This window comes from Rhodomicrobium sp. Az07 (genome assembly GCF_018619475.1).
Taxonomy (GTDB): domain Bacteria; phylum Pseudomonadota; class Alphaproteobacteria; order Rhizobiales; family Rhodomicrobiaceae; genus Rhodomicrobium.
The window spans coordinates 32,528-57,960 of sequence record NZ_JAHFZG010000003.1 but is presented as its reverse complement, the minus strand read 5'-3'; the positions used below and the strand labels follow the sequence as shown (position 1 = coordinate 57,960).

25 protein-coding genes are annotated in these 25,433 nt (G+C 61.2%); 14 read left to right on the top strand and 11 right to left on the bottom strand.

The window, feature by feature from the left end; genetic code table 11:
• Positions 1-222 precede the first annotated feature (222 nt).
• The gene (locus tag KKP04_RS03000) at positions 223-939 is read right to left on the bottom strand and encodes a superoxide dismutase (RefSeq protein ID WP_305848956.1); all 717 of its coding nucleotides are present in this window, start codon (positions 937-939) and stop codon (positions 223-225) included.
• A gap of 218 nt (positions 940-1,157) precedes the next feature.
• Between KKP04_RS03000 and KKP04_RS02995 the strand changes: the two genes are divergently transcribed.
• On the top strand, positions 1,158-1,550 hold the full coding sequence (locus KKP04_RS02995; protein WP_215026483.1) for a metallopeptidase family protein: 393 nt from the start codon (positions 1,158-1,160) through the stop codon (positions 1,548-1,550).
• 13 nt (positions 1,551-1,563) lie between these two features.
• On the opposite strand, the gene rfbC is transcribed toward KKP04_RS02995, so the two are convergent.
• Positions 1,564-2,109, bottom strand: coding sequence for a dTDP-4-dehydrorhamnose 3,5-epimerase (gene rfbC, locus KKP04_RS02990; RefSeq protein WP_215026480.1), 546 nt, complete (start codon positions 2,107-2,109; stop codon positions 1,564-1,566).
• A 140-nt stretch (positions 2,110-2,249) separates the two neighbouring features.
• Here rfbC and KKP04_RS02985 point away from each other — a divergent pair, with 140 nt between their 5' ends.
• Genes KKP04_RS02985 through KKP04_RS02975 form a run of 3 tightly spaced genes read left to right on the top strand, consistent with a single transcriptional unit; the run spans position 2,250 to position 4,988 of the window.
• Positions 2,250-3,521 carry a class I SAM-dependent methyltransferase gene (locus KKP04_RS02985; protein ID WP_215026477.1) on the top strand — a complete coding sequence of 424 codons (1,272 nt, stop codon included), beginning with the start codon at positions 2,250-2,252 and terminating at the stop codon, positions 3,519-3,521.
• Positions 3,521-4,342: a glucose-1-phosphate cytidylyltransferase gene (locus tag KKP04_RS02980; RefSeq protein WP_215026473.1), complete on the top strand. Its 822-nt coding sequence runs from the start codon at positions 3,521-3,523 to the stop codon at positions 4,340-4,342. Before KKP04_RS02985 ends, KKP04_RS02980 begins: the two co-directional genes overlap by 1 nt.
• Complete coding sequence (locus tag KKP04_RS02975; protein WP_215026470.1) at positions 4,335-4,988, top strand: PIG-L deacetylase family protein; 654 nt, start codon at positions 4,335-4,337, stop codon at positions 4,986-4,988. Before KKP04_RS02980 ends, KKP04_RS02975 begins: the two co-directional genes overlap by 8 nt.
• A 12-nt stretch (positions 4,989-5,000) precedes the next feature.
• Here the strand turns inward: KKP04_RS02975 and KKP04_RS02970 are convergent, their stop codons facing one another.
• The 3 genes from KKP04_RS02970 to KKP04_RS02960 form a co-directional block, all read right to left on the bottom strand.
• Positions 5,001-5,963 carry a glycosyltransferase family A protein gene (locus tag KKP04_RS02970; protein WP_215026467.1) on the bottom strand — a complete coding sequence of 321 codons (963 nt, stop codon included), beginning with the start codon at positions 5,961-5,963 and terminating at the stop codon, positions 5,001-5,003.
• A gap of 25 nt (positions 5,964-5,988) precedes the next feature.
• Entirely contained in the window at positions 5,989-7,461 is a 1,473-nt protein-coding gene (locus KKP04_RS02965; protein ID WP_215026463.1) for an undecaprenyl-phosphate glucose phosphotransferase, read from the bottom strand.
• Between the two features lie 180 nt (positions 7,462-7,641).
• Positions 7,642-8,937 (bottom strand): polysaccharide biosynthesis/export family protein, encoded by a 1,296-nt coding sequence (locus KKP04_RS02960; RefSeq protein ID WP_215026460.1) that lies wholly within the window; start codon positions 8,935-8,937, stop codon positions 7,642-7,644.
• A gap of 252 nt (positions 8,938-9,189) precedes the next feature.
• Between KKP04_RS02960 and KKP04_RS02955 the strand changes: the two genes are divergently transcribed.
• Positions 9,190-9,432 (top strand): hypothetical protein, encoded by a 243-nt coding sequence (locus KKP04_RS02955; RefSeq protein ID WP_215026458.1) that lies wholly within the window; start codon positions 9,190-9,192, stop codon positions 9,430-9,432.
• Between the two features lie 100 nt (positions 9,433-9,532).
• Here KKP04_RS02955 and KKP04_RS15465 read toward each other — a convergent pair whose 3' ends face one another.
• Entirely contained in the window at positions 9,533-9,778 is a 246-nt protein-coding gene (locus KKP04_RS15465; protein WP_251133892.1) for a hypothetical protein, read from the bottom strand.
• On the opposite strand from KKP04_RS15465, the gene KKP04_RS02950 reads away from it, so the two are divergent.
• The 4 genes from KKP04_RS02950 to KKP04_RS02935 are packed head-to-tail and all read left to right on the top strand — an operon-like array spanning position 9,722 to position 13,417.
• A complete protein-coding gene (locus tag KKP04_RS02950; RefSeq protein WP_251133886.1) occupies positions 9,722-10,351 on the top strand; it encodes a class I SAM-dependent methyltransferase in 630 nt (209 codons plus the stop codon). The genes KKP04_RS15465 and KKP04_RS02950 overlap by 57 nt on opposite strands.
• The gene (locus KKP04_RS02945; RefSeq protein WP_215026439.1) at positions 10,348-11,112 is read left to right on the top strand and encodes a WecB/TagA/CpsF family glycosyltransferase; all 765 of its coding nucleotides are present in this window, start codon (positions 10,348-10,350) and stop codon (positions 11,110-11,112) included. Before KKP04_RS02950 ends, KKP04_RS02945 begins: the two co-directional genes overlap by 4 nt.
• 3 nt (positions 11,113-11,115) lie before the next feature.
• On the top strand, positions 11,116-12,351 hold the full coding sequence (locus tag KKP04_RS02940) for a glycosyltransferase (RefSeq protein ID WP_215026436.1): 1,236 nt from the start codon (positions 11,116-11,118) through the stop codon (positions 12,349-12,351).
• Between the two features lie 13 nt (positions 12,352-12,364).
• Entirely contained in the window at positions 12,365-13,417 is a 1,053-nt protein-coding gene (locus KKP04_RS02935; protein ID WP_215026434.1) for a hypothetical protein, read from the top strand.
• A gap of 16 nt (positions 13,418-13,433) precedes the next feature.
• On the opposite strand, the gene KKP04_RS02930 is transcribed toward KKP04_RS02935, so the two are convergent.
• Positions 13,434-14,759 carry a DUF4910 domain-containing protein gene (locus KKP04_RS02930; RefSeq protein WP_215026431.1) on the bottom strand — a complete coding sequence of 442 codons (1,326 nt, stop codon included), beginning with the start codon at positions 14,757-14,759 and terminating at the stop codon, positions 13,434-13,436.
• A gap of 2 nt (positions 14,760-14,761) precedes the next feature.
• Positions 14,762-15,802 (bottom strand): NAD(P)-dependent oxidoreductase, encoded by a 1,041-nt coding sequence (locus KKP04_RS02925; protein WP_215026428.1) that lies wholly within the window; start codon positions 15,800-15,802, stop codon positions 14,762-14,764.
• Between the two features lie 198 nt (positions 15,803-16,000).
• Between KKP04_RS02925 and KKP04_RS02920 the strand changes: the two genes are divergently transcribed.
• Positions 16,001-17,170: a hypothetical protein gene (locus tag KKP04_RS02920; RefSeq protein ID WP_215026425.1), complete on the top strand. Its 1,170-nt coding sequence runs from the start codon at positions 16,001-16,003 to the stop codon at positions 17,168-17,170.
• Positions 17,167-18,468 (top strand): O-antigen ligase, encoded by a 1,302-nt coding sequence (locus tag KKP04_RS02915; RefSeq protein WP_215026422.1) that lies wholly within the window; start codon positions 17,167-17,169, stop codon positions 18,466-18,468. The genes KKP04_RS02920 and KKP04_RS02915 overlap by 4 nt, the downstream gene beginning before the upstream one ends.
• On the opposite strand, the gene KKP04_RS02910 is transcribed toward KKP04_RS02915, so the two are convergent.
• From KKP04_RS02910 to KKP04_RS02900, 3 genes are read right to left on the bottom strand one after another with little or no spacing between them, the layout of a single operon-like run.
• Positions 18,465-19,574, bottom strand: a complete 1,110-nt coding sequence (locus KKP04_RS02910; RefSeq protein ID WP_215026420.1) for an endo-1,4-beta-xylanase — start codon at positions 19,572-19,574, stop codon at positions 18,465-18,467. The genes KKP04_RS02915 and KKP04_RS02910 overlap by 4 nt on opposite strands.
• Positions 19,571-20,872 (bottom strand): lipopolysaccharide biosynthesis protein, encoded by a 1,302-nt coding sequence (locus KKP04_RS02905; protein WP_215026419.1) that lies wholly within the window; start codon positions 20,870-20,872, stop codon positions 19,571-19,573. Before KKP04_RS02905 ends, KKP04_RS02910 begins: the two co-directional genes overlap by 4 nt.
• Positions 20,865-22,055, bottom strand: coding sequence for a GNVR domain-containing protein (locus KKP04_RS02900; protein WP_215026416.1), 1,191 nt, complete (start codon positions 22,053-22,055; stop codon positions 20,865-20,867). The genes KKP04_RS02905 and KKP04_RS02900 overlap by 8 nt, the downstream gene beginning before the upstream one ends.
• A gap of 452 nt (positions 22,056-22,507) precedes the next feature.
• Here KKP04_RS02900 and KKP04_RS02895 point away from each other — a divergent pair, with 452 nt between their 5' ends.
• From KKP04_RS02895 to KKP04_RS02885, 3 genes are all read left to right on the top strand, one after another.
• Positions 22,508-23,857: a glutamate-1-semialdehyde 2,1-aminomutase gene (locus KKP04_RS02895; protein WP_215026405.1), complete on the top strand. Its 1,350-nt coding sequence runs from the start codon at positions 22,508-22,510 to the stop codon at positions 23,855-23,857.
• Between the two features lie 125 nt (positions 23,858-23,982).
• Positions 23,983-24,363: a helix-turn-helix transcriptional regulator gene (locus KKP04_RS02890; protein ID WP_215026402.1), complete on the top strand. Its 381-nt coding sequence runs from the start codon at positions 23,983-23,985 to the stop codon at positions 24,361-24,363.
• Positions 24,364-24,514: 151 nt separating this feature from the next.
• Complete coding sequence (locus tag KKP04_RS02885; protein WP_215026399.1) at positions 24,515-25,432, top strand: branched-chain amino acid ABC transporter permease LivH; 918 nt, start codon at positions 24,515-24,517, stop codon at positions 25,430-25,432.
• Position 25,433: the final 1 nt, after the last annotated feature.

The following is a 25,433-nucleotide window of genomic DNA, read 5'->3' as shown; positions in this document are numbered from 1 at the left end:
TTCCTTTCCGGCCGCGGCTTGAGCCGCATGGAGCGGCCCCGTTTCGCTTGGTTTGAACGCGTTCACTTCAAAAAGAGGTAGTCGCCGACCGATGGTATCGCAATGAGCCGCATCCCGCGCCGCCGCGTCAAATTCTCAGGCAACGGAGCATTGTAGAAAATTGGTTGAAAGCTCATTAACTTCCCAATTTCGGCGATCCCGATCGAGGGGCTAACCCCGGATCTATATATCCAGATCCCCTGCCCTCGCGGCGGCGTAACGGTCGCCGACCGCCTTCCAGTTCACCACGTCCCACCACGCTTTCAGGTAATCGGGACGCCGATTCTGATATTTCAGGTAATAGGCGTGTTCCCACACATCGTTGCCGAACAGGACGCGCGTCTCCTTCATCAGCGGCGTGTCCTGATTGGGAGCGGAGGCAAGAGCCAGCTTCCCGTCCTTGTCGACTGTGACAAACACCCAGCCGGAGCCGAAAACCTTCGCGCCCGCGCCATTGAAGGCCTCCTTCAGCTTGTCGAGCCCGCCGAAATCGCGGTCGATGGCGGCCTTCAAATCGCCCTGTGGCTCGCCGCCATCCTTCCCCATCACCTCCCAGAACATCGAGTGGTTGGCATGGCCGCCCGCGTTGTTGCGCACGGTGGTGCGGATCGAGTCGGGAATCTCGTCGAGTTTCGCGAGGATGCGCGAAAGCGGCCACTCGGCGATCCTCGGATGATCCTTGAGCGCGGCGTTCAGATTGTTCACGTAGGCAGCATGATGCTTGTCGTGGTGCAATTCCATCGTCCTGGCATCGATGGTCGGCTCAAGCGCATCGAATGCGTAAGGCAGCGGGGGAAGTTTGAACGGCCCCGAGCTTTGGGCGAGGGAACGGTCGATCATCATCATCATGGAAAAGGCGGCTGCTCCTGTGAGCAAGGCCCTGCGGTTCACGGCGATCATGCTGGCTCCTTTCGGCGTGGCCGGACGATTCTGCTTTCGCTGACAGATCCGATAACGGCGGGAACGACGGGAGGGGTCCGTCGCAGCGGCAAGGTTATTGGGGAAAGATTGCGCCAGACTTCCCCTCCGCGCGGAAAATCGGGCGCGCTCTCTTGGGCTTTCAGGGAGGCCAGCCCAGATTCGGCTTGCGAGGGCTATGTCGGAAAGGGAGGCTGCCAATGCCGTGGAGCGGGCCAAGGACGCACGAAGATTTCGAAGCGGCCGCTCAGACAATCTGGATCGGCCTGCCCGAAGAGTTCCGCGCGGCTTTGGGCGACGTGACGGTCGAAGTGGCCGATTTCGCCGATGCGGAAACGCTCGCCGCCATGGACATTCGCGATCCTTACGACCTGCTCGGCCTGTATCATGGCGTCGGACTGCCGTCGAAAAGCGTGTGGGATCCCGCGCCGTTCCCGGACAGGATCTTTCTCTACCGCCTGCCCATTCTGGATTACGCCCGCCGAAACGGCGAGCCGGTGCGTCGCGTGATCCGCCACGTCCTCATCCACGAGATCGGCCACCATTTCGGCTTCTCCGACGACGATATGGACGCAATCGAATCCGGCCCGTAGCCGCGGTGGCACGCTATCCGGCTGATGGCGCCCCCTCGAAAGGTGGCCATTGCCTGTCCTTCTCCGAGATCAGACCGATGGACAGCGGCCATTCGATGCCGATCAGCGGATCGTCGTGACGGACGCCGCTTGCGCTTTCGGGCGCATAGAACGCGGAAATCAGATAGGAAACCTCGACATCGTCGGTGAGCGTCTGAAAGCCGTGCGCGAAACCCTCGGGGATATAGAGGCGCCTGCGGTTATCGGCGGTCAACTCGAAGCCCTGCCATTTGAGATAGGTCTGCGATGATGGGCGCAGGTCGACGACCGCGTCGAAAATCGCGCCGCGCGTGCATGTCACCACTTTCACTTCGGCGTGTGGCGGCTTCTGGAAATGCATGCCGCGCACCGTGCCCTTGCGAGCTGTCGAAGATATCGAGTGCTGCACGAAATGGGATTCGAGGCCCTTCGCTCCGAATTCGCGCGTGCAGAAAGAGCGGGCGAAAAAGCCCCGTTCGTCGTGGTGGAGCTCCGGGTCGATAATGAAAGCGCCCCCAAGCAGGGCCTGCTGAAAAAGCATGTCTTAAATCTCGGGATTTGGGCGGCGGGTGCGCAGGTTTACCATGAGGACAAGAGAACGGCCACGGTGCCGTTGTTTTTGTTACTTTTGCCGAGTTAGCTAGATGATTAAAATTTGAATGATGAAGGATAGCTCCACAAATGAGGGAATCCGGTTCGGACTCATGTCAGGAATTTACGTGCCGTCTGTGTGGCGCGCCTGTCAGAGAGACCTTCGTAAACCTTGGCATGTCTCCTCTCTGCGAAAGCTTCATTGCGAAAGACGCAGTCGACGCGATGGAGCCATATTATCCGCTTCATGCGCTTGTCTGTCGCGAGTGCTTTCTGGTCCAGCTTCGTGAGTATGTTACGCCCGATGATATCTTTCGAGAATACGCATATTTCTCGTCATATTCGTCGTCGTGGGTGGCGCACGCGAAAGCCTATTGCGAAACGATCGCGAAACGACTTTCGCTTGGGCGTGACAGCCTCGTCATCGAGTTGGCGAGCAACGACGGTTACTTGCTGCAACACTTCCCACCGCTCGGCATTCCTTGTCTTGGCATCGAGCCCGCGATCAACGTGGCCAAGGTTGCCATCGACAAGGGCATCCCGACGATCACCGAGTTTTTCGGTGTGGCGCTCGCCCGAAAGCTCGTCGCGGAGGGGAAGGCAGCCGATCTTGTCGTCGGGAACAACGTTCTCGCCCAGGTGCCGGACTTGAGCGACTTTGTCGCCGGCATCCCCATCGTGCTGAAGCCGGAGGGCGTCGCAACCCTCGAATTTCCGCATCTCGAACGGCTGATCGACGAAAACCAGTTCGACACGATCTACCACGAACATTTCTCCTATTTCTCGTTCACGACCATCCAGATCCTGGCCCGGCTGCATGGTCTGAAGGTCGTCGATGTCGAGCAACTGCCGACGCACGGCGGATCGCTTCGCGTTCACTTCGCGCGCGAGACATCGAGGCGCACGGCGACGAACGCGGTCGCGGCGCTTCGGGCGCGCGAGAACGCCGCGGGCTTCTCGGACATCGGCTTCTATACGGGCTTCGGCGACAAGGTGCAGAAGACGAAGCGCGGCATTCTGCGCTGCCTGAGCGACATCAAGGACGCGGGTGGCCGCATCTGCGGTTACGGGGCGCCGGGCAAGGGCAACACGCTTCTCAACTATTGCGGCATCGGCCCTGACTTCCTCGACTTCACCGTCGACAGGAACCCTTACAAGCATGGCCGCTACACGCCGGGCATGCGCATTCCGATCTTCCCCGTCGAGAAGATCGAAGCCGCGAAGCCCGACTATCTCTTTATCCTCCCGTGGAACCTCAAGACGGAAATCATGCACCAGATGAGCCACATCGCCGACTGGGGCGGAAAGTTCATCGTGCCCATTCCGAACCCGCAAATCGTCGATCCGAAGGACGTCCATTGATGAAAGTTGTTCTGTTCTGCGGCGGACTTGGCACGCGCATCCGCGAATACTCGGAAAAAGTGCCTAAGCCGATGATACCGGTCGGCTCTCAGCCCATCATGATGCACATCATGCAGTATTACAGCACGTACGGGCATAGGGACTTCATTCTGTGCCTCGGTTACAAGGCGAATATCATCAAGGAATTCTTCCTGAACTACAAACCGCAGCTCTTTACGGATTGCGTCGTGTCCAATCATGGCGAGAAGGTCGAATTTCTCACTGCTATGCCCGCCGACTGGTCGGTGTCGTTGATCGACACGGGCATCTGGCGGAACATCGGCGAACGCCTCATGGAGGTGCGGCCGCATCTCATGCACGAGGACATGTTCCTCGCCAATTACAGCGACGGTCTCTCGGACGTCGATCTCGACGACATGATCGACAAGTTCAAGCGGAGCGGCAAGGTCGCCTGCTTCCTCGCGACGCGCCCTCCCCTGACCTACCATCTCGTCGACATGGACGGCGCCGGAAACGTGCGCGAGTTTCGGTCGTCGAACAGGTCCGAAATGTGGATCAACGGAGGCTTCTTCATCATGACGCCGAAGATCTTCGACTACATGCAGCCGGGTGAGGAACTGGTGCTGGAGCCCTTCCAGCGCCTCATCGACGACGGACAGTTGATGGCGTACCGGTATGACGGCTTCTGGCGGTCGATGGACACGCTGCGCGACCGGCAGACGCTGGAAGACATGGTCGAAAAGGGGCAGATGCCGTGGTGCGTGGAGCGCAAGGGCCCCGGCAAGCTGTCGCAATCGTTGTCGGAGGTCTCGCGTGCTTGAGCTTGCGCTTCCGAAGCGACGGCTCGACGTGCTCTGCCTCGGTGCGCATTCCGACGATATCGAGATCGGCGTCGGCGGAACGCTGCTTCACTGGATCGCGAGCGGCGCGGATCTTCATGTACACTGGGCGGTTCTGGCTGCAAACGGTGAGCGCGCCCGTGAGGCGAAAGCGTCGGCTGCGGACTTCCTCACCGGCGCGAAGAAGACCACGGTCGAGGTGCACGCGTTTCGCGACGGCTATTTCGACTACCAAGGCGCCGACCTGAAAGACTGGTTCGAGGGGTTGAAGCGGCGCGTCTCGCCTGACATCATCTTCACGCATGCCCGCGAGGATGCGCATCAGGATCATCGCGCGGTGTCCGGGCTCACCTGGAACAGCTTTCGCGATCACACCATCCTCGAATACGAAATCCCGAAGTGGGACGGCGATCTGCGCCCGCTCAACATGTTCGTGCCGCTTCCGGCGGCGACGGTCGAGCGCAAGATCCAGCTTCTCGACCGTCATTTCGGCTCTCAGCGTTCGAAAGACTGGTTCAACGCCGCCACCTTCCGGGGCCTTGCGCGCCTGCGCGGCATGGAATGCCGCGCCGCGGAGGGTTTCGCGGAAGGCTTCATGGCTCGAAAATCCGTACTCGCCATCGCCTGAGCCGCGACGTCGCTAACGGCTCTGCACCTCGACGCGGGGCGCGCGCGCGAACGGAATGCGGTCGAGCATAAGCTCGGGGCGGTAGCGGAATGTCTCGGGGATCACCGACGAGGCGGAATGGACGGCGAGATAGGCGAGGCACAGGCTCTTTTCGGCCGCGCTCAGATCGGTTTTCCTCAGCATCGACATGTAGTGCCCGAGCTTCACGAGCTGGGCCGACTTGAAGCGGATCGACGGATCGATGCGCGACTGCACCGATGTCTTGCCCATGACGCTCGTCATTTCAGCGTGCATGCGCTTCTTGAAAAGCTTGCCCGGCGCGATGGCGTAACGCCCGTGCAGCGCGAGTTCGGCGAGAAGAAGCTTGTCGGAGCCGAAGAAGCTCTGGTGAAGCACCGTCTTCAGCAGCGTCTCGCGGCGCATCAGCCCATAGATCGGCGCGCACATGATCTGCTTCGCGAGCACGGAACGGAAACGCCGCGTGCGGCTCCCGGAACATGCGCAATCGTCGCGATCAAGTAGCCAGGCTCTGCCGTTCGCCGCGTCGATGCAGGCGTGAAGGTCGCGGTCGTAGGGTAGCGCGCGGCCGTCTCCGCCGACGAGTGCGGTTTCGCTGTGGCTGACCGAGACGGAGGTGTCGTCGCGGATCGCGGGAAAGCACGCCGCGAGGTATTCGGGCTCGTAAAGATCGTCGGCGGCGGACCATTTGAAGTAAGGCGCGGTCGAAAGCTCGAAGACGCGGTTGTAATTCGGGATCAGCCCGATATTCGTCTCGTTGCGGAAGTATTTTACGCGCGCATCGGCGGCGGCGTAGGCGCGGAGCAACTCTTCAGTGCCGTCATCGGACGCGTTGTCCGAGACGACGATATCGAAGTCGCCGAACGTCTGGCCCAACAGGCTGTCCATCAGTTCGCCGACATAGGGCAGCCCATTATAGACGGGAACGCCGATCGAGATTTTCGGCAATGAACGCATCACAAACCTCCGAGACTCGGCAAGATCAATACGCCTTGCGGGAAATGAAGCCGAAGATCGGCGTCATGAGAATGATCTTGATATCGAGCCAGATTGCCCAATTATCGATGTATTCGAGATCGAGCCGGACCCGCTGTTCCATCTGGGACGGCTCCAGCACTTCGCCACGGAAACCGTTGATCTGCGCCCAGCCGGTGATGCCGGGCTTGACGCGGTGGCGCGTGGCGTAATTCGCAAGAAGGCGGGAATAGTAATCATTGTGGGCCAGCGCATGCGGCCTTGGCCCCACGACGGACATGTCGCCCTTGAGCACGTTCAGAAACTGAGGCAGTTCGTCGAGGCTCGTGCGGCGAAGGATGCGGCCGACCCGCGTCACGCGACTGTCGGATTTCGAGGCCTGCACGACCCGCTGCCCGTCCTCCTGCACTGTCATCGAGCGAAATTTCAGCACGTGGATGATCTTGTTGTTGAAGCCGTGCCGACGCTGGCGGAAGAAAACGGGACCGGGCGAGTCCAGTTTGATTGCAATGGCGATCAGAACCATTGCGGGCGCAAAAACGAAAAGCGCGATCGTCGCGATGAGGATGTCCTCGATCTTCTTGACGAAGACGCCCCATTCCGAAATCGGGATTCGCTGCACCCCGATGGCGCCGAAATTCTCGTAACGACGCATCGTTCCCGAAGACAGGTCGAGTTCGCCGAAGTCGGGGACGATGTTCACGTTCACCGGGAGGAGCCGCAGGTGCTCGACAGCCTTGCGCAGCGTGTCGTTTTCGGATGCGGGGAGTGCCACGATCACATCGCTGACCGAGCCGGTCTGGCATTGCATGACGATTTGCTGGAGACAGCAATCGAATTGCGATTTGAGATCGAGCGCCTTGCTTCCGGAAACGATCCGGTCATTGGAGCAGAGCGTATAAACGCCCGCTATGCTGACGGGCCCCCGGCGCTCCTCGTCCTTCAGTCTGGCAATCGTATTTTGAAGCGCCTCGCCTGAACCGATCACGATGACGGCGGTGCGAAGATAGCCGTTTTGCATCAGGCGCCGGTAGGCCGTGCGCCAGCAGACATGCGTTACGAGCAGGATTGCATAAGTGGCGATCAGCCAGCTTGCGAACCAGCCACGCGAGAACAGCGCGCTTACCTTGATCGCGAAAAGGACGAAAAGCGAGAGCCCGAAAGCGAAGGCGACGATCAGGAAGAGGCTGAAATAGCCGCGCCAGACGCCCGGCTTCAGGATGTCCTCGTAATAGTTCTGCCGCCGGAGCCCTGCGAGAAGAGAGACGGCAACGATCAGTATGCAACTCGCGTAGGAGGAAGAGGCTTCTGCATCGAGATATAATGAGATATAAATATACTTGATTAAAATGCCGGACATCACTACCAGAGTAATATCGACCACCATTGCGATGTCTTCAAACATCCTTGGCGTGATCGCCTGGTCCTGCCGCCTGGCAGATGCGACGATTTCCGACGCATCGAACGAATTGGTATGCATAACTCTTGTTGTCGCCTTCTTAATGAAACGTTAGTGTTCTCAATATCGTTTTATCACAAGGCTTCATAAAAGCGATCTGTTCTGTCGATCATGCGCCGGAAATGATCAGTATTATTAATACTTTCATTTTGCAATTTTGATCGCAAGGCAGTTATTCCATTACAGAAAGAATTCATTATTTCATTTCTTTCGACCAGACCCATCGCCTGGCCGCCATGAGGCCAACAACTCGGGCGCCTGCTTGACCTGACCTCCGACGACGACCACATCGCCCGGCCTCACACTTGTTTCGTAATCGGCCGCGATGAATATCTGCCCGCCTTCGGTCTTGCGCATGATCTGAAGCGAGCGCTTCGGCGGCTCGGCCGATATCGTTCGAAACTCGTTCTCCGGGCCTTTGAACTGCTCGACGATCTGTCGAGCCGCTTCGTAAAGCGCCATATTCGACTGGATTCTCTCATCGAGGGCGGTCAGTTCTTCGTCGATCTGGATTTGCCGGCGCAGTGGAACGTCCGTGATGGTCTGCTCGAGTTGTACGAGATCGCGTTGGGCGCGCGATATCAACGCGGCAAGCTCGCGCCGATTGCTTTCGAGCGTCGCGATGTAGCTTTCCACGCTCAATATGTCGGGCCGCTTTGACACGCCTTTGGCAAGAAGACCGTTCAACTCCACAAGATGCGATTTCTTCACCTTCAATTCGTCGTCGAAACGCTTCAACTGGGCGGTGTGATCGGCGATTTCCTGACGCGTCAGGGCGACCTGGCGCCGGCGCATCTCGATTTCGTCCCGCTGGGCTTGCCGCCGGAGGCTCAGGCTTCGCGTCTCTTCCTCGACAAGCTTCCGCGCGGCCTGCTCGTCGACCATGCCGGAGACGTCCGGCGCAAGCTTGATCGACGTTTCGCCGGCTTTCTCGGCGAGAAGCGACGCGCGGCGGACAATCTGATGCTTGGTCTGCTCCTGTATCTCGCGCAACCGCGACGTGTTCTGCGCGACATTGACGAACGTTGCAGGGTCGGAAATCCCCAGTCTGAAGAGGCCGCCCGCCACTGAAACTGCATGGAGCACAGTCATGCCGGGCGTGTAAGGATAGGAACCCGATGTCGTCACGTCGCCGGTGACGAAAACGGGGCGCCACTCGATGACGCTCACGACAACGTTGCCCGCGGCCTTTGCTGCATCCTGCGAAAAGCGCTCGGAGATATTTTTCGTCAGTTCGCCGACGGTTTTTCCAGCAGATTGAAAAGTACCAAGCACAGGCAAGGTAATGGTGCCGTCCGGCTGGATGTTCACTTCGCCGGAAAGATCGATATTGCCGAAAAAGCTGATTTTAAGCTTGTCACCGATACCGAGTTCATCGCGAGCACCAGCCTTCGACAACTGAATTGCGGCTTCGCTGCCATCAGCTGCAAATGCATTGCCCCCAAGGCAGTGGACAACGACGAAAGCGGCAACTAACAATGCCAATTTTCGATACATTTGTACTGATCCTTAAATAAAACTTGTCATATGTTAACCCTTTCGTAGCAACATATACACAAGGTTAACACGCGTATCAGAACTTGTATTGCTACAATTCAGATGCGAAACAGTCAACTCACTAATTCGCAACCACATCACGTGATCCGAGAATGTTCTTTTTCTTTTTTTGACAAAGTCTGTTAAGATGCGTTCCGGTCGGTCGAACTCAGCGCGCCAAAAAGCCCGCTAATATTGGCGAAATCGCAGCCCATGATTCATTCTGGAGAGACGACGCATTTCTCGCCTGAACGGCCGGATGAGACCGCTGTGAAAAGGGACACCAGCGACACTATGGCTTGGTTCGAGGCTGACGCCTTTCACCCGCTCGACATGGCCGAGGCCGCCGACCCGCGCGAAAGCGGGGCGAGCCGTATAGCGGCGTGGCTGGCGTGGACACTTTGCGCGGCGGGCGGCGTAGCGTTCTGGCTCTTCGTGGCTTCTCTCGTCTGGTGATCGCCGCGCCGACCTGTCATGCGTCACCGTTCGCGAATGTTCGACCCGCAATTAAGTATTCGCGATCCAAAATGTGGCGCTCAAGTCTTCACTCGTTTATTCAGGCCGGATGCAACGTCGGTCGCCTCAGCTCAACCGCTATTTGCGTGTGGGCCAAAGACGTGTCGAAGGTTGGCTCGACCCCTTCAGCGCGCGATACATAACGGAACTCATCTTCCTGCTGCGAGAAAGCGGACGATTCGGCCCTTGCGCCGAAATCGGCGTTCATCACGGTCGCCTTTTCATCCTGTTGCACCTCGCGAGCGAAGATCGTTCTGTGGCGATCGACGTTTTCGGCAACCAGCACCTGAACACCGACAGGTCCGGTCGCGGCGACAGGAAGAGATTTCTCGATAATCTTGTCCGTTGGGGCGGCGACCCGTCGAGGGTTGCGATCCTCCAGAAATCCTCGCTCGAAGTGGCTCCGGAAGAGATCCTTTCGTTAGCCGGCCCGATTTCCGTTTTCTCCGTGGATGGGGGACACACCGCGGAATGCGCGCTGAACGATCTGAAACTCGCCGAGGCCACGCTTCACCCCGGCGGCGTGGTCGTCCTCGACGATTTCTTCAACGAGGTCTGGCCCGAAGTCTGTGTTGGCGCCGTTGAGTATTTTATCAACGGCGGCCGTCTCAAGCCTTTCGCCGTGACGCCTAACAAGATCTTGCTGTGCGATCCGGCCTACAACGCGTTCTACCGCACAACCCTGCGCGATCGTCTCCGCCTTTATCACGAGAAGGAGGCGGAGCTTTTCGGCTCCCCCGTGAGCATCATGGGAGTAAGCCGAGTTGGCACGTTCGGCTTGCTGAAGAGACGCGTTGCCGCTTCACCCGCCGGTCCGCTCCTCAAACAGATGAAGAACGTGCTTTGGCGGGCCGGATGAGCCAGCGCCGCACCCTGCTCGGGGTAGACTTTACGGTTTGCGAGCGCAACGAGGCGGTGGCTCGCATCGACCGCGCCTTCGACGACCGCGAACAACTGAAGATTGCGTTCGCCAATGCGCACACGCTCAATCTCGCGAGCGAGCGGCAGGATTTCCGCCGCGCCCTTTCAAGGTTTCTCGTATTCAACGACGGTCTTGGCGTCGATATTGCGAGCCGGGTCAAGTTCGGCTCCCCGTTTCCGGCTAACCTCAACGGCACGGACTTCGTGCCGCATTATCTCGGCGCGACGCGCCACTCCCTCCGTATCTTCTTTCTCGGCAGTGCGCCCGGAGTCGCCGAGGCGGCGGCAAGAGCGCTCGTTCCCCCGGGCTCGCGCCACGATATCGCGGGCTGTCGCCACGGCTATTTCGAGGCCGGTTCGGCGGATGGGGTTTGCGCGAGCATCCGCGCCTCGCGGGCCGATCTCGTGCTCGTCGCGATGGGAAATCCCTTGCAGGAACTCTGGATCGACCGCCACGCCGAAGGGACGTCCGCCCCGGTCTTGATCGGAGTGGGCGCGTTGTTCGACTTCGTTTCGGGGCGGGTTCCGCGTGCGCCGGGTTGGGCGCGGGCGGGCCGTGTCGAATGGCTCTATCGTCTCGCACGCGAGCCGCGCCGCCTCGGGCGCCGCTACATCGTCGGCAACTGGAAATTCCTGCATCGTGTCGCCAGGGACCGGGTGAGCGCGTCGGCCGCTCCTTCAGCCCCCACCGGAGTTTGAATCATGGACTTGAAGGAAAGCCCGGCTTCTTCCAACGCCGGCGACGACACGAAGCTCGAAACGGCGCCCCCTCGCCGACGACACCGCATTCTTCACGTGACGGGCGATTACCCGAACATCAACAAGCCGTTGACCACGCTGGCCGTCAAGAACTTCATCGACGCCAATCCTGACGCGGATCATATCATCGTCACGCTCGACAGAACGTCGCTGCCATGGCGCGCGCGCGTCACGCCCGGCGGAGGCAATGGCGACGCCCGCGTGGTGTCCATCCGCTACTGGGGCCTGCCGCTCGGCGTCCAACTGGCCGCCTCAATGTATCTCGTCGCCCGGCAGATCCGGCGCATCCTGCAAATGAGGGGCGGGGATTTCGACGCCATCCACGCGCACAAGCTCACTTTCGAAGGACTCGCGGGCTACTGGCTCTCCCTCTGGTTCGAGAAGCCGCTCGTCTGCTCCCTGCGCGGCGAGGTGGAAAGCAAGGTTCTCGCAGTCAAGCCGCACTACCGCTTTCTTTACCGGCGCGTCGTGGAGCGCTGCTCGCGCCTCTATTACGTGTCCGCGTGGTATCGCCCGGCGCTGCATAAAGCCTTCCGGCCTTCCCCGGCAAAACAGCGGCTGCTGCCCAATTTCGTGCATCTCGAAAGCATCGAGCCGCACGTGGAAAGCCGCCCGAACGCCTTTGTTTCGGTGCTCTGTTTCGAGGTTTACAAGCGCAAGGGGTTGGACCGCCTTCTGCCCGCGTTCAAACGAGCGCTGAAAACCCACCCCGATATCACGCTCGATCTCGTCGGGCGGGGCACTCCCGAGCGGCTGGCCCACATTCAGAGCCTCATCGACAAGGCGGACCTCGGCGGCAGCGTTCGTCTTGTCGGTCCGGTCGAGCACACGGAGCTTCTCGGACGCCTCGGCGGGTATTCCGGGTTCGTCCTCCCCAGCCGCAACGAGACTTTCGGCATGTCCTTCATCGAGGCGCTGCTTGCCGGAGTGCCGATCGTCTATTCCAGGGGATGCGGCGTCGATGGCTTTGTCGACGGGATCGACGCGGCGGTTCCGGTCGACCCGCGCTCGGTCGCGAGCATCAGCGACGGGATTGTCCGTCTTGCAGCGCATCAGCGCGCATACCGCGACTGGCTTCTCCGCAATCGCGACGAACTCATCGCCCGCTTCGGGCCGACGACTCACATTTCTTTGTATAACACAGACATATCCGTTATAAGTAACGAAGAGAATTCATGAAGTGGATAGTGAAATGATTAAAGCCGGTGAGCAGTTCGAAGTCAGAAGCAAGTCGGAAATCCTCGCGACGCTCGACACGAATGGCGCGCTGGATGGTATGCCATTCATGCCGCAGATGTTCGAATACTGCGGACAGCGTTTCCATATTTACAAGAATGCGTATAAAACCTGCGACACAGTGAGCGGCAAATATATCGGCCTCCACCTCGACGATACCGTGCATCTGCCCATCCGTTGCGACGGTAAGGCCTTCGACGGCTGTCAGGCGGCCTGTTTGCTCTTCTGGCGGACGGCCTGGTTGAAGCCGGTGTCCGAGGCGGGCGACGCCTGCCTGCCCTCGCCTGCGCCCGTCTCGCGCGGGTGCACCGAAGCCGACGTCCTCGCCGCCACTTCGCACGAAGTGGACGGCCGCACACTCTATCGCTGTCAGGCGACGAGCCTTCTCGAATTCACCCGGCCCATGGCGTGGTGGGATGTCCGCCAATATGCGAACGCCTACCGCTCGGGCAACTGGAGCATCGCGCAGGTTCTGCGAGGGCTGACCTATCTCGGCTACACCTACGGCACGAGGGCGCATCGCCGCAAGATCGGCGCGCCCGCGCGCTGGCTGTACAACAAGGCGCGCTTTCTGTGGGGCGGTATCCCCTTCCCTCGCCGTCCCGATCTGTTTCCGCAAAAGAAATCCGGGGCATCGGTGCCCGTCCTGAATCTCAAGCCCGGCGAGTTCGTCCGTATCAAGCCTTTCGAGGAAATTCTCGCGACGCTTGGCAAGGACGGCTCCCACCGTGGCCTCATGTTCGATGCCGAACTCGTCCCCTATTGCGGCAAGGTTTTCCGGGTGAGGACGCGCGTCGAACGTTTCGTCGACGAAACCTGTGGCGAGATGCGCACTCTGAAGACCCCTGCCGTGATCCTCGACGGTGTGGTGTGTCAGTCCAAATACAGCGGCCAGCGCATGTTCTGCCCGCGCGAAATCTTCAGCTGGTGGCGAGAGGCATGGCTTGAACGCGTCGAGCCGATGGTCGTCGCGCAACATGACGATGTCGAGCAAAGGAAGGCCGCCTGAGCTTCCTCGGCGCGCTTCAGGCGATGGGCGCAATCAGACTGTGCTGTTCCAGAAGCTGTGCGGTGGCGAGGACCGTCGCGAAGGGCATGTTCGCGCGCTCGGCGATGTCGAGTAGCGAATGCGCTCCGTCCGAAAGGTTGAGCACCCAAAGCATAGCGAGGTTCTTTTCGCCCCCCTTCGGATCGCCGCCGAGCGCATCGTAGAGCCCGCGCCGACCAAGCTGCGGCTCGCCCTTCGGAAACAGATTGCGATAGGGCCGGTCGTTTTCGATCACGAAAAGCGCTTCGCGCACCAGCGCATAGCTCTCGGCGAGATGCGCGGGCGTGATGAAATCCAGCGTATCGGCGGAAGTGTGATATTCGGGGAAACTCGCATAGCGGCTCCGCTGGAACAGCCCCACCGGGAGATTGAAGCCCGGCGAGCAGAACTGGCGCTCATCATAGCCGTAGGGGAAAAAGTCCACGATTTCCGGGGCGGCGCTGTTGAGAGTCAGCACATGGGCCATGGCGCGGTCGATGGCAGCATCGCCCCGGCGGCTGCGCTTGTAATACGGGCCGCCGCCGTCGCCGACGCAGGACAGCACAAGCCCGTGGCGGATGCGCGAAACGGCTTCCTCGTTGCGAGCGAGCCATGTCAAGGCGCCGATGGTCCCAGGCGCAAACAGGAAGCGGTAGCTGTAGCGCCTTCTCTCACCCGCAAGCTGGCTCGCCAGGAACGTGAGCAGCGCAAGGCCGGAACAATTGTCGTTCGCCATGCCGGGATGGCAGATATGCGCCGAGAGCAGCACTTCCTCGGGCGTTTCGCCCGGCAGATAGCACTCGCCGTAGGTGAGATGGCCGGGCGCGAGATCGGCATCGATGACAGCGCGGTAAAGGCCGTCCGGCAGCGCCTCCATTTGACGATGCGCCATGCAGAAGCCCCAGCGCGGCTCGTAATAGGACGTGCGATAGGGGATGAGATCCGGCTGTTCGGGAAGCGTGTGGATGTGGCGCTTGAGTTCGCCGAGCGGCATGAGTTCGTCGACGGCGACGCTGTAGCTCATCACATGCAGCGGGTTCGCGCGGAAATCGACGATCCGCTCACCGGCTGCGTTTTCTATATGGGCCGCGCGGAGGGTCCATTCGTTCGGAACCGTCCAGTCGCAGGCGGGCGAGCCGCTCCCCACCTCGACCACATCGAGCGGAACATGGCGGCCGAGGCGGCGCAAGGTCTCCCTTACGCCTTCGCCCGTAATGCTGCGGCAAAGCGGAAAGATTTCGGCGGCAATCGCATGGATCGACGTGCCCGCGTCCGCGTCAAAGCCTGCGAATGTGTTGGCCGCCGGTTTCGACGCCTCGCGCACGGTCAGGCCGCCGCCTGTGGCACATGCCTGAGATCGGACGCGAGGATCCCCGACGCGAGCAGCGACTTGATGTGGCCGATGCGCTGATAGCGCGGTCCCTCGAAGTCTTCGAGCGTCAGCCCCGCCTCGCGATAGGACTTGTAAAGTTCTTCCGCGCCCATTTTCGCGTCCCATTCCGCCTTGAAGCCAAGTTCGCGTTCGATCTTGCCGAAATTCACGCGATAGGACCGCGTGTCGGGGCCTGCATCGGCCGCATACTCGACTCGGCAGTTGGGCACGACCTGAGCCACCACCTCGGCAAGGTCGCGGATGCGGTAATTGTGCCCCGTGCTGCCGACGTTGAACGCTTGATTGCAGACCGCGTCGCGCGGGGCTTCGAGCGCGCGCATGAACGCCTGCGAAATATCGCGGATGTGGACCACCGGCCGCCATGGCGTTCCGTCCGACTTCATGTAGATGACGCCCTTCGTCACCGCCCAGGCGACGAGATTGTTCAGCACAATGTCGAAGCGCATGCGCGGCGACACACCGTAGGCCGTCGCGGGGCGGAGAAAGACGGGGCAAAAGCTGTCGTCGGCGAGGGCGCCGATATCGCGCTCGGAGCGGACCTTGGATTGTCCGTAGGCGGTGACGGGATTGAGATCGCCGCTCTCATCGATGAGAGCCTCGCCCGCGCGACCATAGTTGCTGCAAGAAGACGCCATGAGAAAGCGCTTCACGCCTGCCCGCTTTGCCAGTTCCGCGAGGCGCACGCTCGCCTTGTGATTGATCGCATAGGTAATGTCGGGATTGAGGTCGCTCAACGGATCGTTGGACAGCGCGGCGAGGTGAATGACGGCATCGAAGCCTTTGAGGTCTTCCACCTGCACATCGCGCACATCCTTCCGCAGTGTGGGGAAATCGCCGATGCGGCCGCCCGCGGCGTAGGTGCAGCGCTCGTAAAGATCGGCGTCGCAACCCGTCAAGCTGTGGCGGTTGGCGGCAAGCACCGGCGCCATGACGGTGCCGATGTATCCCAAATGTCCGGTCAAGAATATTTTCATGTCACATACTCCGTCTTCGTCCGGTCTAGTCAAATACAAAGGTCATCGCAATGGTCGCGACTGGCCGATGGCGGTTGTATTGTGCAGGTGGTTAATTGTCGAAATTTAAATCTTTAACCGAAATGAGCAAGCGATCTGATCTACGCGCGCTGAAATGCTAAGGTTCGTCGGACATCCATTCATTATATTTGAGAAATCGTGTCGATCGCCCCGGATCTTGCTTCCAGACTGTCCGCGCCGCCGCCGGAACGCTCCAAAGTGGGGGGCGTCTGCGGGTTGCGCGTCGTCGCCTGCCCCGGCCTCGCCGACCGCGCCGTCAATCCCTATACGTGGCTTGTCCATGAGCCCATGACGAGACGGGGCTGCGCCGTCTCGGAATTTTCGTTCTATCGCGCCTGCCCCGCCGATACGGACGTCCTTCACATCCACTGGCCCGAGCGCATCTTCTGGGGCCGCGTCTCGCGCGCCCATCCCCGGCTGTCGCGCCTCTACGCCGGGCGCATGTTGCGGCAGATAGACCGCGTGAGAAGCCACGGCGGCATCGTCGTCTGGACGGCGCACAACATCGCACCGCACGAGCCGCTTGGCGAAAGTCGCGAACGCATCTGGCGCGCGTATATGGCCGCGTTCTGCGCGAAGGTGGACCTCGTCATCAATCTGACGGCCGAAGCGGAGCGGCGCTGCCACGACGCGTATCCAGAACTCGCGGGTGCCGAAAGCGTCGTTATCCCGCACCCGCATTATCGCACCGCTTATCCCGCGCGCGTCGACACAGCCCGCGCTCGCGATGCGCTCGGCATCGGGGCGTCGGATTTCATTCTCGCCGCAGTCGGGGCAATCCGGCCGGGCAAGGGCGTTCTGGAACTGGCGCAAGCGTTTCTTCAGGTTGCGCGCGAAGACGAACGGCTCGTGATCGCCGGTGCGTGCGACGATACCGCCTATCTTTCGGCGCTCGTTGATCTCGCGGGCGGAAGCGCGGGGCGCCTGATCGTGCGCCCGCATCGCCTTTCGGACGACGAAATGGCGGCGATCTACTCCGCTGCGGACCTCGGCGCCTTCAACTTCAAGCAGATCCTGAACTCAGGCAGCGTGCTTCTTTCGTTGTCCTACGATGTGCCGGTGTGCGCGCCGGAACTCGGCTCGCTCAAGGCGCTTTCCGAGGAGCTTGGCCGCCGCTGGTTCGTCCCCCTGCCGCAACCGCTTTCGCCCAAGGGCTTGCGCGAGACACTGGATGTCGCCCGCGCGGAACGCCCCCGCCGGGGCACGTCCGCCCCGCTCGGGGCTTACGATCCGGAAAGCCTTTCCGCTCGAACGCTCGCCGCCTACCGAAACTGTCTCGCCCGTGTCGCGAAGGCCCGCAGGCCATGAGCGAAACGACCGCCCGCTCCGCGCCGCTTGCGTGGCTGCCCGCCTTCCTCTGGCTCGTCATTCTGCTTCGTGTCGCCGAGATGCTTCCGCCCGACATCTCACCTGTCGATTTCACTGACCTCCAGAAAGGAGCCTTCACCGTCACGACGGCAACCAGCGATCTCGCCAACCAGCTGTTCTGGCTGTCGATCGCCGCCCTTGTGACGCTCGTCATCCTGATGCAGGGGCCGGGGCGGCTGCTTCGCCTCCTGCCGCCGCTTTCGATCCTGCCGATCTTTCTCGCATTCTGCCTCATGTCGGCGGCGTGGGCGACGCATCCCGACATTTCCTTCCGGCGCACTCTTCTGCTGATCATCGGCGTTTACTGCGCGGCGGGCGCCACCGCTTATTGCCGGTCGGAGGACGAAGTGCTCCGTGTGGCCTATATCGCCTTTGCGATCACCCTCGTCGCCAATATCGCGAGCATGGCCTTTCCGTTCTCCTTCGATTATCGCGGTCTTCTTCGCGGCGTATCGGGCGACAAGAACTTCCTCGGCGTGATCGCGGCGACGGGGCTTTTCATCGGCGCAATGTGGCGGACACGCCTTTCAGGATCGTTCTCGCGCGCCATGAACGCGGCCTATCTCGCAGCGTGGGTCGGGTTGCTGATCCTGTCGGGCAACAAGACCGCAGCCGCCCTCGCCATCGCCGCGCCCGCCGCCGCCTGGCTGATCCTCCTTGCGACCAGGGAGACACGGCTCGGGATGCCCGTGCTTCTGGCGCTCGCGGGCTCGCTAGCGGCGTGTCTGCTCCTCATCGTGACCGTCGTGCTCGACATGACCGTGGCCGAAGCGCTCGGGACAATCCTGCCGGACGCTTCCTTTACCGGGCGCGACGAAATCTGGGCGTTCTCCGTCGAACAGTGGGAGACGCGATGGCTTTTCGGCTTCGGCTACGGTTCCTTCTGGGGCGTGGGCTTCGATGCGCCGAACCTTCAGGCGAGCCCCCCCTTCATCCACCTGCTGACGCAATCGCATAATGGATATCTCGACCTTGCGCTGACCGTCGGCGCGGCGGGGCTCGCGCTCATGCTCGCCTTTCTCTGGCAAGTGCTGCTTGCCGTCGACCGGCTGCGGATCAAAGACAAGGCTTTCTTCCTGTTCGCCGTTTCGCTGCTGATCTTCCTGCTCGTGCAAAACGTCACCGAATCGTCGCTCGCGCGCGGCCTCGCAATGCCGTGGATTATCACGGTCGCCCTGTGTTTCATGACCGCGCGACGATTGACCCCGCGCGAAAGCGGCGGGCCGTCTGGCGGCTAACGGAGAGGACGCGCGGGCATCCGCCGCAATTCATCCGCAACCGCGTCGAAGGCTGTTTTCGGCCGCATGTCGACATCGTAAAGAAGCGGGCGCGGGCGCCGCCGGCTTGACGGATCTGCCTCGACCGACTCCGCGACATACCAGCTTGCGGCGTCGCCGAGTTGCCAGAAGCCGAGGCTCCTCACCGCTGGATTGGCGAGCGCGGTGCGAAGAAAGCGCCGATATGTTGCGGCGACGGCCTGATCCCGCTGGGCGATGTCGTCGGGGAAGCTCGCATCGTTGACGTCGAGTTCGGTGATCTCGATGAAGAGCTTCCGCCGTGCGATCTCGTCGAGAAAGGCGCCGAATCCGTCCGGATCGAAGGGCTTGTCGGGTTGGAGATGGCCTTGCAGACCGATCCCGTCGAGCGGCACGCCGGCGTCCTGAAGACGGTCGATCACATAAAGGAGGCGCTTGCGATAGTCGCGGCCGAAGCGGTCGTCGCGCTCGGTGTGCGTCTCGTTGAGGACGAGCTTCGCGCGGGGAGCCGCGGCGCGCGCGGTGCGAAAGACAAGCGCGATGTAGTCCGGGCCGAGGCGCTGGACGAACGGCCCATCCCGCAACATGTAAGGCCCGAACGCGACGCCGCCGATGGGCTCGTTGATCACGTCCCACACCTCGATGCGGCCCTCGTAGCGGCCCATGGTGCGTTCGATGTGCTCCTCGATGGTCGCACGCGTTTCGGCTGCGGAGAGCGTCGCAAGCCACCCCGGCTGCTTCTCGTTATTCCAGATGAGCGTATGGCCGCGCATTTCGAGTCCGCCCCGCGCGGCAAAATCGGCGATGACATCGGCGCGCGCGAAGTCGAATGTCTCGCGCACCGGCCTGATGGCGGTCATCTTCAGCTCATTTTCGGGCGTGATCCGCGCGACTTCTCGCCGGAAAAAGCTTTCGTCGGCGGGGTTGAGTTCGTTCGTCGAGAACGCGGAGCCGATCACGAGGCCCTTTTCCACACCGAGCCGCCTCAGCGCCGGAGCGCCTTCCTCGGCCTTTGCGCCATCGAGCGCCGCGTTCAAGACCGCGAGCGAGGCAAGACCACCGAGGATTTCGCGGCGGGTTAACGTCATGGTCTGGCTGCGTCCTTTTCGACCGGCGCGACAAAGGCCGCGTCAGGGGCGCTTTGCGACGGAGCCGCTGGCACTGACGCCGTTCTCGGCAGAAGGCGCAACACCACGACGAAGAACGCCAGCTGCCCCGCGATCACGGCAAGAACCGAGGCGCGAAAATCGCCGACCACCACCACGACGGCCAGCACCGCCGCGCAAACGAGCGCGCCCAGCACCGCGCCGAAACTCAGTTCCTTGAACCGCATGAGGGTCTGCGCTTCGAGGCTGAAAATCCCCGTGGCCATAATGACGGCCGCTGCCATCCCCCACAGCACGACGATCCCGCCGAGGTCGGTGTAGCGCCCACGAAAGAGGGTCTCGCTGATGAAGGGCCAGCCAAGCGCCAATGCCGCACTGAAGGCGAGGAAGAGAACGCCGAGTACCGCGAAGCTTGCGAGCGTGAAGGCGCGGGCGCGGGCGACATCTCCCTTCGCCAGATGATCGGCGAGCACCGCGCGCGCGAGCTTGCCCCATGCATGCGTCACGAGCTGGATCGGGCGGAACAGGAGCGCCGCAGCCTGAATCAGCGCCACGCTTCCCGCGCCGAAAGCCGCCGCCACCACGAAGACATACCCGCGCTGCTGAAACTCCGACGTAAGCACGCCCATCAGCGCCCAGAAGGAATGCTTGCGCCACACATCGCGATAGAAGGTCGCGGTCTCCCTGTTCGCAAGGATTCGATAGTGCGCGCGCTGACCGCCGACCGCGAGCGCGGAAGCGACGACGAGACCCGTTGCCAGGATCGCGAACAGGATCGGCAGGCCGAGCGGCGGCCCGAACGCATAGGCGGCCGCCATGAGAACGATGCTTATGCCGAGCGAAATGCAGTCGAGCGCGAGCACGGCTCGCACGTTCATGTTGGAGAAATGAAGGCTGCGGGTGTATTCGCGCAAGAGCGTCGCGCTGACATAGGCCGCGGCCGAGGCTGCCAGCGCGAGGTGGCCGCCCGTGGCGAGAATCGCGGCAAACATCAGCAGCATCGCGCCGAGCACAACGGCGACGTTCACCGTCCAGAACATCGAGAGAAGGGTGGCCTCGTCGCTTTCGCTGGTCGCCTTGGGGCGGAGGATGGTGAATTGCGCGTTGATCAGCGCGTTCTGTACCGATGTCAGCGCAAGCGCGCCCGCGAACACCATCGAATAGACCCCGAACACCTCCGGATTATCGCTCCAGACACGGATGAGCGCGAAGGCAAGCGCGAAGTTGAAGGCACTGAGCGCGGCCTGATCGACGACGGAGTAAAAAATCGACTTACGCATCGTGTCCTGCGGGCCGGGCATGACCGGTGCCCCCGTCGAGGGCGAGGCGAAGCGACCGCAGGGTGATCCCTCTCGCATCCGCCACGAGCCTTGCCACCACGATCAGAACGCCCGCCACGAAGCCGATGAACGCGCCAGCGAGAAGAAGCAGCGCTTTCGGTGGCCAGGACGGCCAGGCTGGCGGCAGAGCCTCCTGCACCACGCGCGCATAGGCGGCGCTGCGGCTTTCCTGCGCTTCGATCTCGCGCTGCCGCTTCAGAAGCGATGCGTAAAGCTCCTTCGCGGCGGTCGATTCGCGTTCCATTTCCTGAAGCTGGAGTTCCTTTTGCCGGCGGTTGACAACTTCGCCGCGCAGCGTTTCGAGGCCGCGTTCCATCAGCGAGACCTTGGTTTTTGCCACCGAATAGGCATCCTGCGACTGAAGCGACATGGCGCTTTTCGACTGATCGAGGTCGCGCTTTGCCTGCGCCTCGGCAAGGGCCGCCCGCGCAAGGCCGAGCTGGCCGATATACTCGATGAGATTTCTTTCCTCGACGGTCTGCTCGCCAAGGCTGACGAGGCCGTTTACCGCCTTGTAGTCCTGGATCTGTTTTTCGAGCTTGATGACTTCGGGTTCGAGGTTCTTGATCCGCTCCTGAAGCCAGGCGTTGGCCTTTTGCGCGGTGTTCATGTCGGCGTTCGCCGCCTCGTCGATGTAGGCTTTCACGATCACGTTTGCGGCATTGGCTGCATCGGCAGCATTGCGATCCGAAAAGGTGACATCGAGAACGTAGGTGAGCCCTTTGCGCGCGACCGTAAGATTGGCCAGAAAGGCGCGAATCTCCTTATCCGTGAAGGCTTCCCGCTTCACCTCGCCGGTCGACGATTTGTCCGAGAGTTCGGCCAGCGCGCGTCGCGCGACGCTCCCCGAGGTGAGTAGTTCTACCTGCGTGTCGATCGCGGAGGTGTCGAAGATGGCGCTCTTGACCAGTTCCTCGCTCGAAAGGATGTTTTGTTGCCGCGTGTCGATCAGGACTTTCGCCGTCGCCTTGTAGACCGGGTTCGAAACCAGGATCAGAAGGACGGCCAGCGCAACGCCTGTCCCGGCGGCGGCCAGGAGAAGACGCGCGTTGCGGGAAAGCGCGGCCAGAATTTTCCCGAAGCCGATCTCGCGATCGTCGGGCGCGGCAACACCGTTATGCATCGACAAACTCAAAAACCAGCGCAAACTCTCGCAAAATCATTCCCGACCCAGCATTCATTTGATTCCTGCATCCGATTTTCGCCGCTCCACAGCCATCAGCAAATGTCAGATGTATCAGAGTTCAGTGTGAGCCAAGTGAATACCCGAGGGCGAGCACAATTGTTTGCTACCGTTCAACTGGCTGATCGCCATATGAACGCTCGTGCACCAGTAGGCACAAATCATGCGCTACTTCAAGTCAAAGATCACAAAGCAGCGATTTAACCAATTTGTGGAGAACCAGTTGCGTAGCCATGATGATTATTACATTTGGCTCTGATGGATTATGCGGTCGTTCTGTGGATGCGACCGATACGTCGAATTCCTTCTGTGTCTCTATTATTTTTAATAAATACTGTGTCAATACTCATCTTTCGCAGCCATCCGAATACGGGTCATTGTTGAGGCAGGATATGACGGGTCAATCCTTTTCCAGATCGAAGGCGCTCCAGGCGAAAGCCCATCATCTCATTCCGGGCGGTTGCCACACTTATGCGAAGGGCCTCGATCAATATCCCATCCTCGCGCCGGGCTTCATTGCACGCGGACTCGGCGCCCACGTCTGGGACGTCGACGGCAACGAGTTCATCGAATTCGGTATGGGCAACCGCGCCGTCACGCTCGGGCATGCGTTTCCCGCGGTTGTCGAAGCGGTGCAAAAAGAGATCGCGAAAGGCTGCAATTTCACCCGGCCGAGCCAGATCGAAGTCGAATGCGCCGAGCAATTCCTGAGCCTTATCGGCGCGGACATGGTGAAATTCTGCAAGGACGGTTCGGACGCGACTTCCGGCGCGATGAAACTTGCTCGGGCCTATACCGGGCGCGATTACGTCGCCTGCTGCTCGGATCACCCCTTCTTCTCCGTGGACGACTGGTTCATGGGCACAACGCCGATGGGTGCGGGCGTGCCGCAGGCGACGAAAGACCTGACGCTGACGTTCCGCTATGACGACCTCGACAGCGCGGCGGCGCTTTTCGACCGTTATCCCGGCAAGATCGCGGCGATGATCCTCGAACCTTCGCGCGGCGCGGATCCGAAGGACGGCTTTCTGCATCGGCTGAAGGAGCTATGCCATCGCAATGGCGCGCTGTTCGTCCTCGACGAGATGATCACCGGCTTCAGGTGGGCGAACGGCGGCGGGCAGGCGTATTACGGCATAGAACCGGACCTGAGCACCTTCGGCAAGGCGCTCGGCAACGGCTTTTCCGTGTCGGCGCTGTGCGGCAAACGCGAGTTCATGCGGCTCGGCGGCTTCCATCACCACGACAAGCCGCGCGTCTTCCTGCTTTCCACCACCCATGGCGGCGAAACCGGGCCGCTCGCGGCAGCCATCGCCACCATCGAGACCTATAAGGAACAGCCGGTCGTCGAAACGCTGCACCGGCTTGGCGCCGCGCTCCGCGACGGCTTCGAACAGGCCATCCGCCGTCACGGGCTCGGCGAATATGTCTCTGTCGTTGGCCGCGATTGCTGCCTCGTCTTCGCGACGCTCGACCGGGACCGCAAACCCTCGCAAGGATTCCGTTCGCTTTTCCTTCAGGAGATGATCCGTCGCGGCGTCATCTGCCCCTCGCTCGCCGTCTGCTATTCCCACACTGAGCACGATATTGCGCGGACGCTTGATGCGGTGGATGCATCGCTTGCGGTGTATGCCCGCGCGCTCGATGACGGCGTCGAAATGCACCTCCACGGCCGCCCCTCGCAAATCGTGCAACGACGCTTCAACCTCCCCGGTTCCTTCGATGAGGATCTGAACGTTTGAGAGTCCACCTCTCGTTTATTTGAACATTTCTGCCAAACATCTGAAACCGGCGATGTTCGAAACCCCCTATCATTGTTCGTTAAAAGCTTAACACGAACAACGTTCAGGATTTACGGGGTACGGACATGGGAAAACTCGACAGGACGGGCGACGCAAAAGCGGACGGTGCAGCGGTTATACGCGGCCCGGTGCAGGCCGCCAACATGTTGCGTGCGCTTGCCAACCCGCACCGGCTTCAGATCCTGCGGCTTCTCGATCAGGCCCCGCACACGGTGATGGACCTTTGCGAGCGTCTGAGCCTGCGCCAGAGCCTCGCCTCGCAGCATCTCGCGCGGCTGCGCCTCGACGGGATCGTCGCGGCCGAGCGGCAGGGCCATCACGTCATCTATTCGTTCAGCAACGCACGGGCGCGCGCGATCCTCGACATTCTCGATGTCGACCGGCCCGCTTCATCGCGCAAGGCGGGCCGCACCGGCGTTGCGGAGGCGCTCGACACCCGCGCGTGAAACGCGGCGTCCGGTCTGGTGCAAGTCGGTCCGAATCCTGCATAGTGATACGCAACCCACTGCCGGTAATTGTTGTCGCAGCCCCCCGGAATAGACTACATCGTGGGTTCGAGCCGGTTTATAGACCGGCCGCACCTGAGCGGAACTCTCGATGGATTATTTCGCCCAACAATTAATCAACGGCCTTACGCTGGGCTCGATCTACGGCCTCATAGCGATCGGCTATACGATGGTTTACGGCATCGTCGGCATGATCAACTTCGCGCATGGCGAAGTGTTCATGATCGGTGCCTTCATTGCGCTGATCGCAATCCTGTCGCTGTTCGCGCTCGGCATCACGGCCGTTCCGCTCGCGCTGCTTCTCGCGCTCGTCATCGCCATGGCGCTCACCGGCCTTTGGGGATGGGCCATCGAGCGCCTCGCATACCGACCGTTGCGCAACTCCTTCCGCCTCGCCCCGCTCATCACCGCCATCGGCATGTCGATCGCGCTGCAAACCTTCGTGGCGTTGACGCAGGGCGCGCGCTCGAAGCCGCTTCCGCCCGTCATCCGCGGCGGCTTCACCCTGTCGGAAGGCGATAGCGGCTTCGCGGTGAGCCTGTCCTACATGCAGATCATCATCATCGTAACGACGGTGGCGGTCATGGCGGCGTTCTCCTACCTGATCAACAGCACGTCGCTCGGTCGCGCCCAGCGCGCCTGCGAACAGGATCGCAAGATGGCGGCGCTGTGCGGGGTGAACGTGGATCGCACGATCTCGCTGACCTTCGTGATCGGCGCGGCGCTGGCCTCTGTCGCCGGGCTGATGTTCCTCGCCTATTACGGCGTGATCGACTTTTTCGTGGGCTTCGTGGCGGGCATCAAGGCGTTCACCGCCGCCGTGCTCGGCGGCATCGGATCGCTGCCGGGCGCCATGCTGGGCGGCCTCCTCATCGGTCTGATCGAGGTGTTCTGGGCCGGATATTTCACCGCGCAATACAAGGACGTGGCGGCCTTCTCCATTCTCGCAATCGTGCTCATTTTCATGCCGTCGGGCCTTCTCGGTCGTCCCGAAGTAGAGAAGGTCTAGG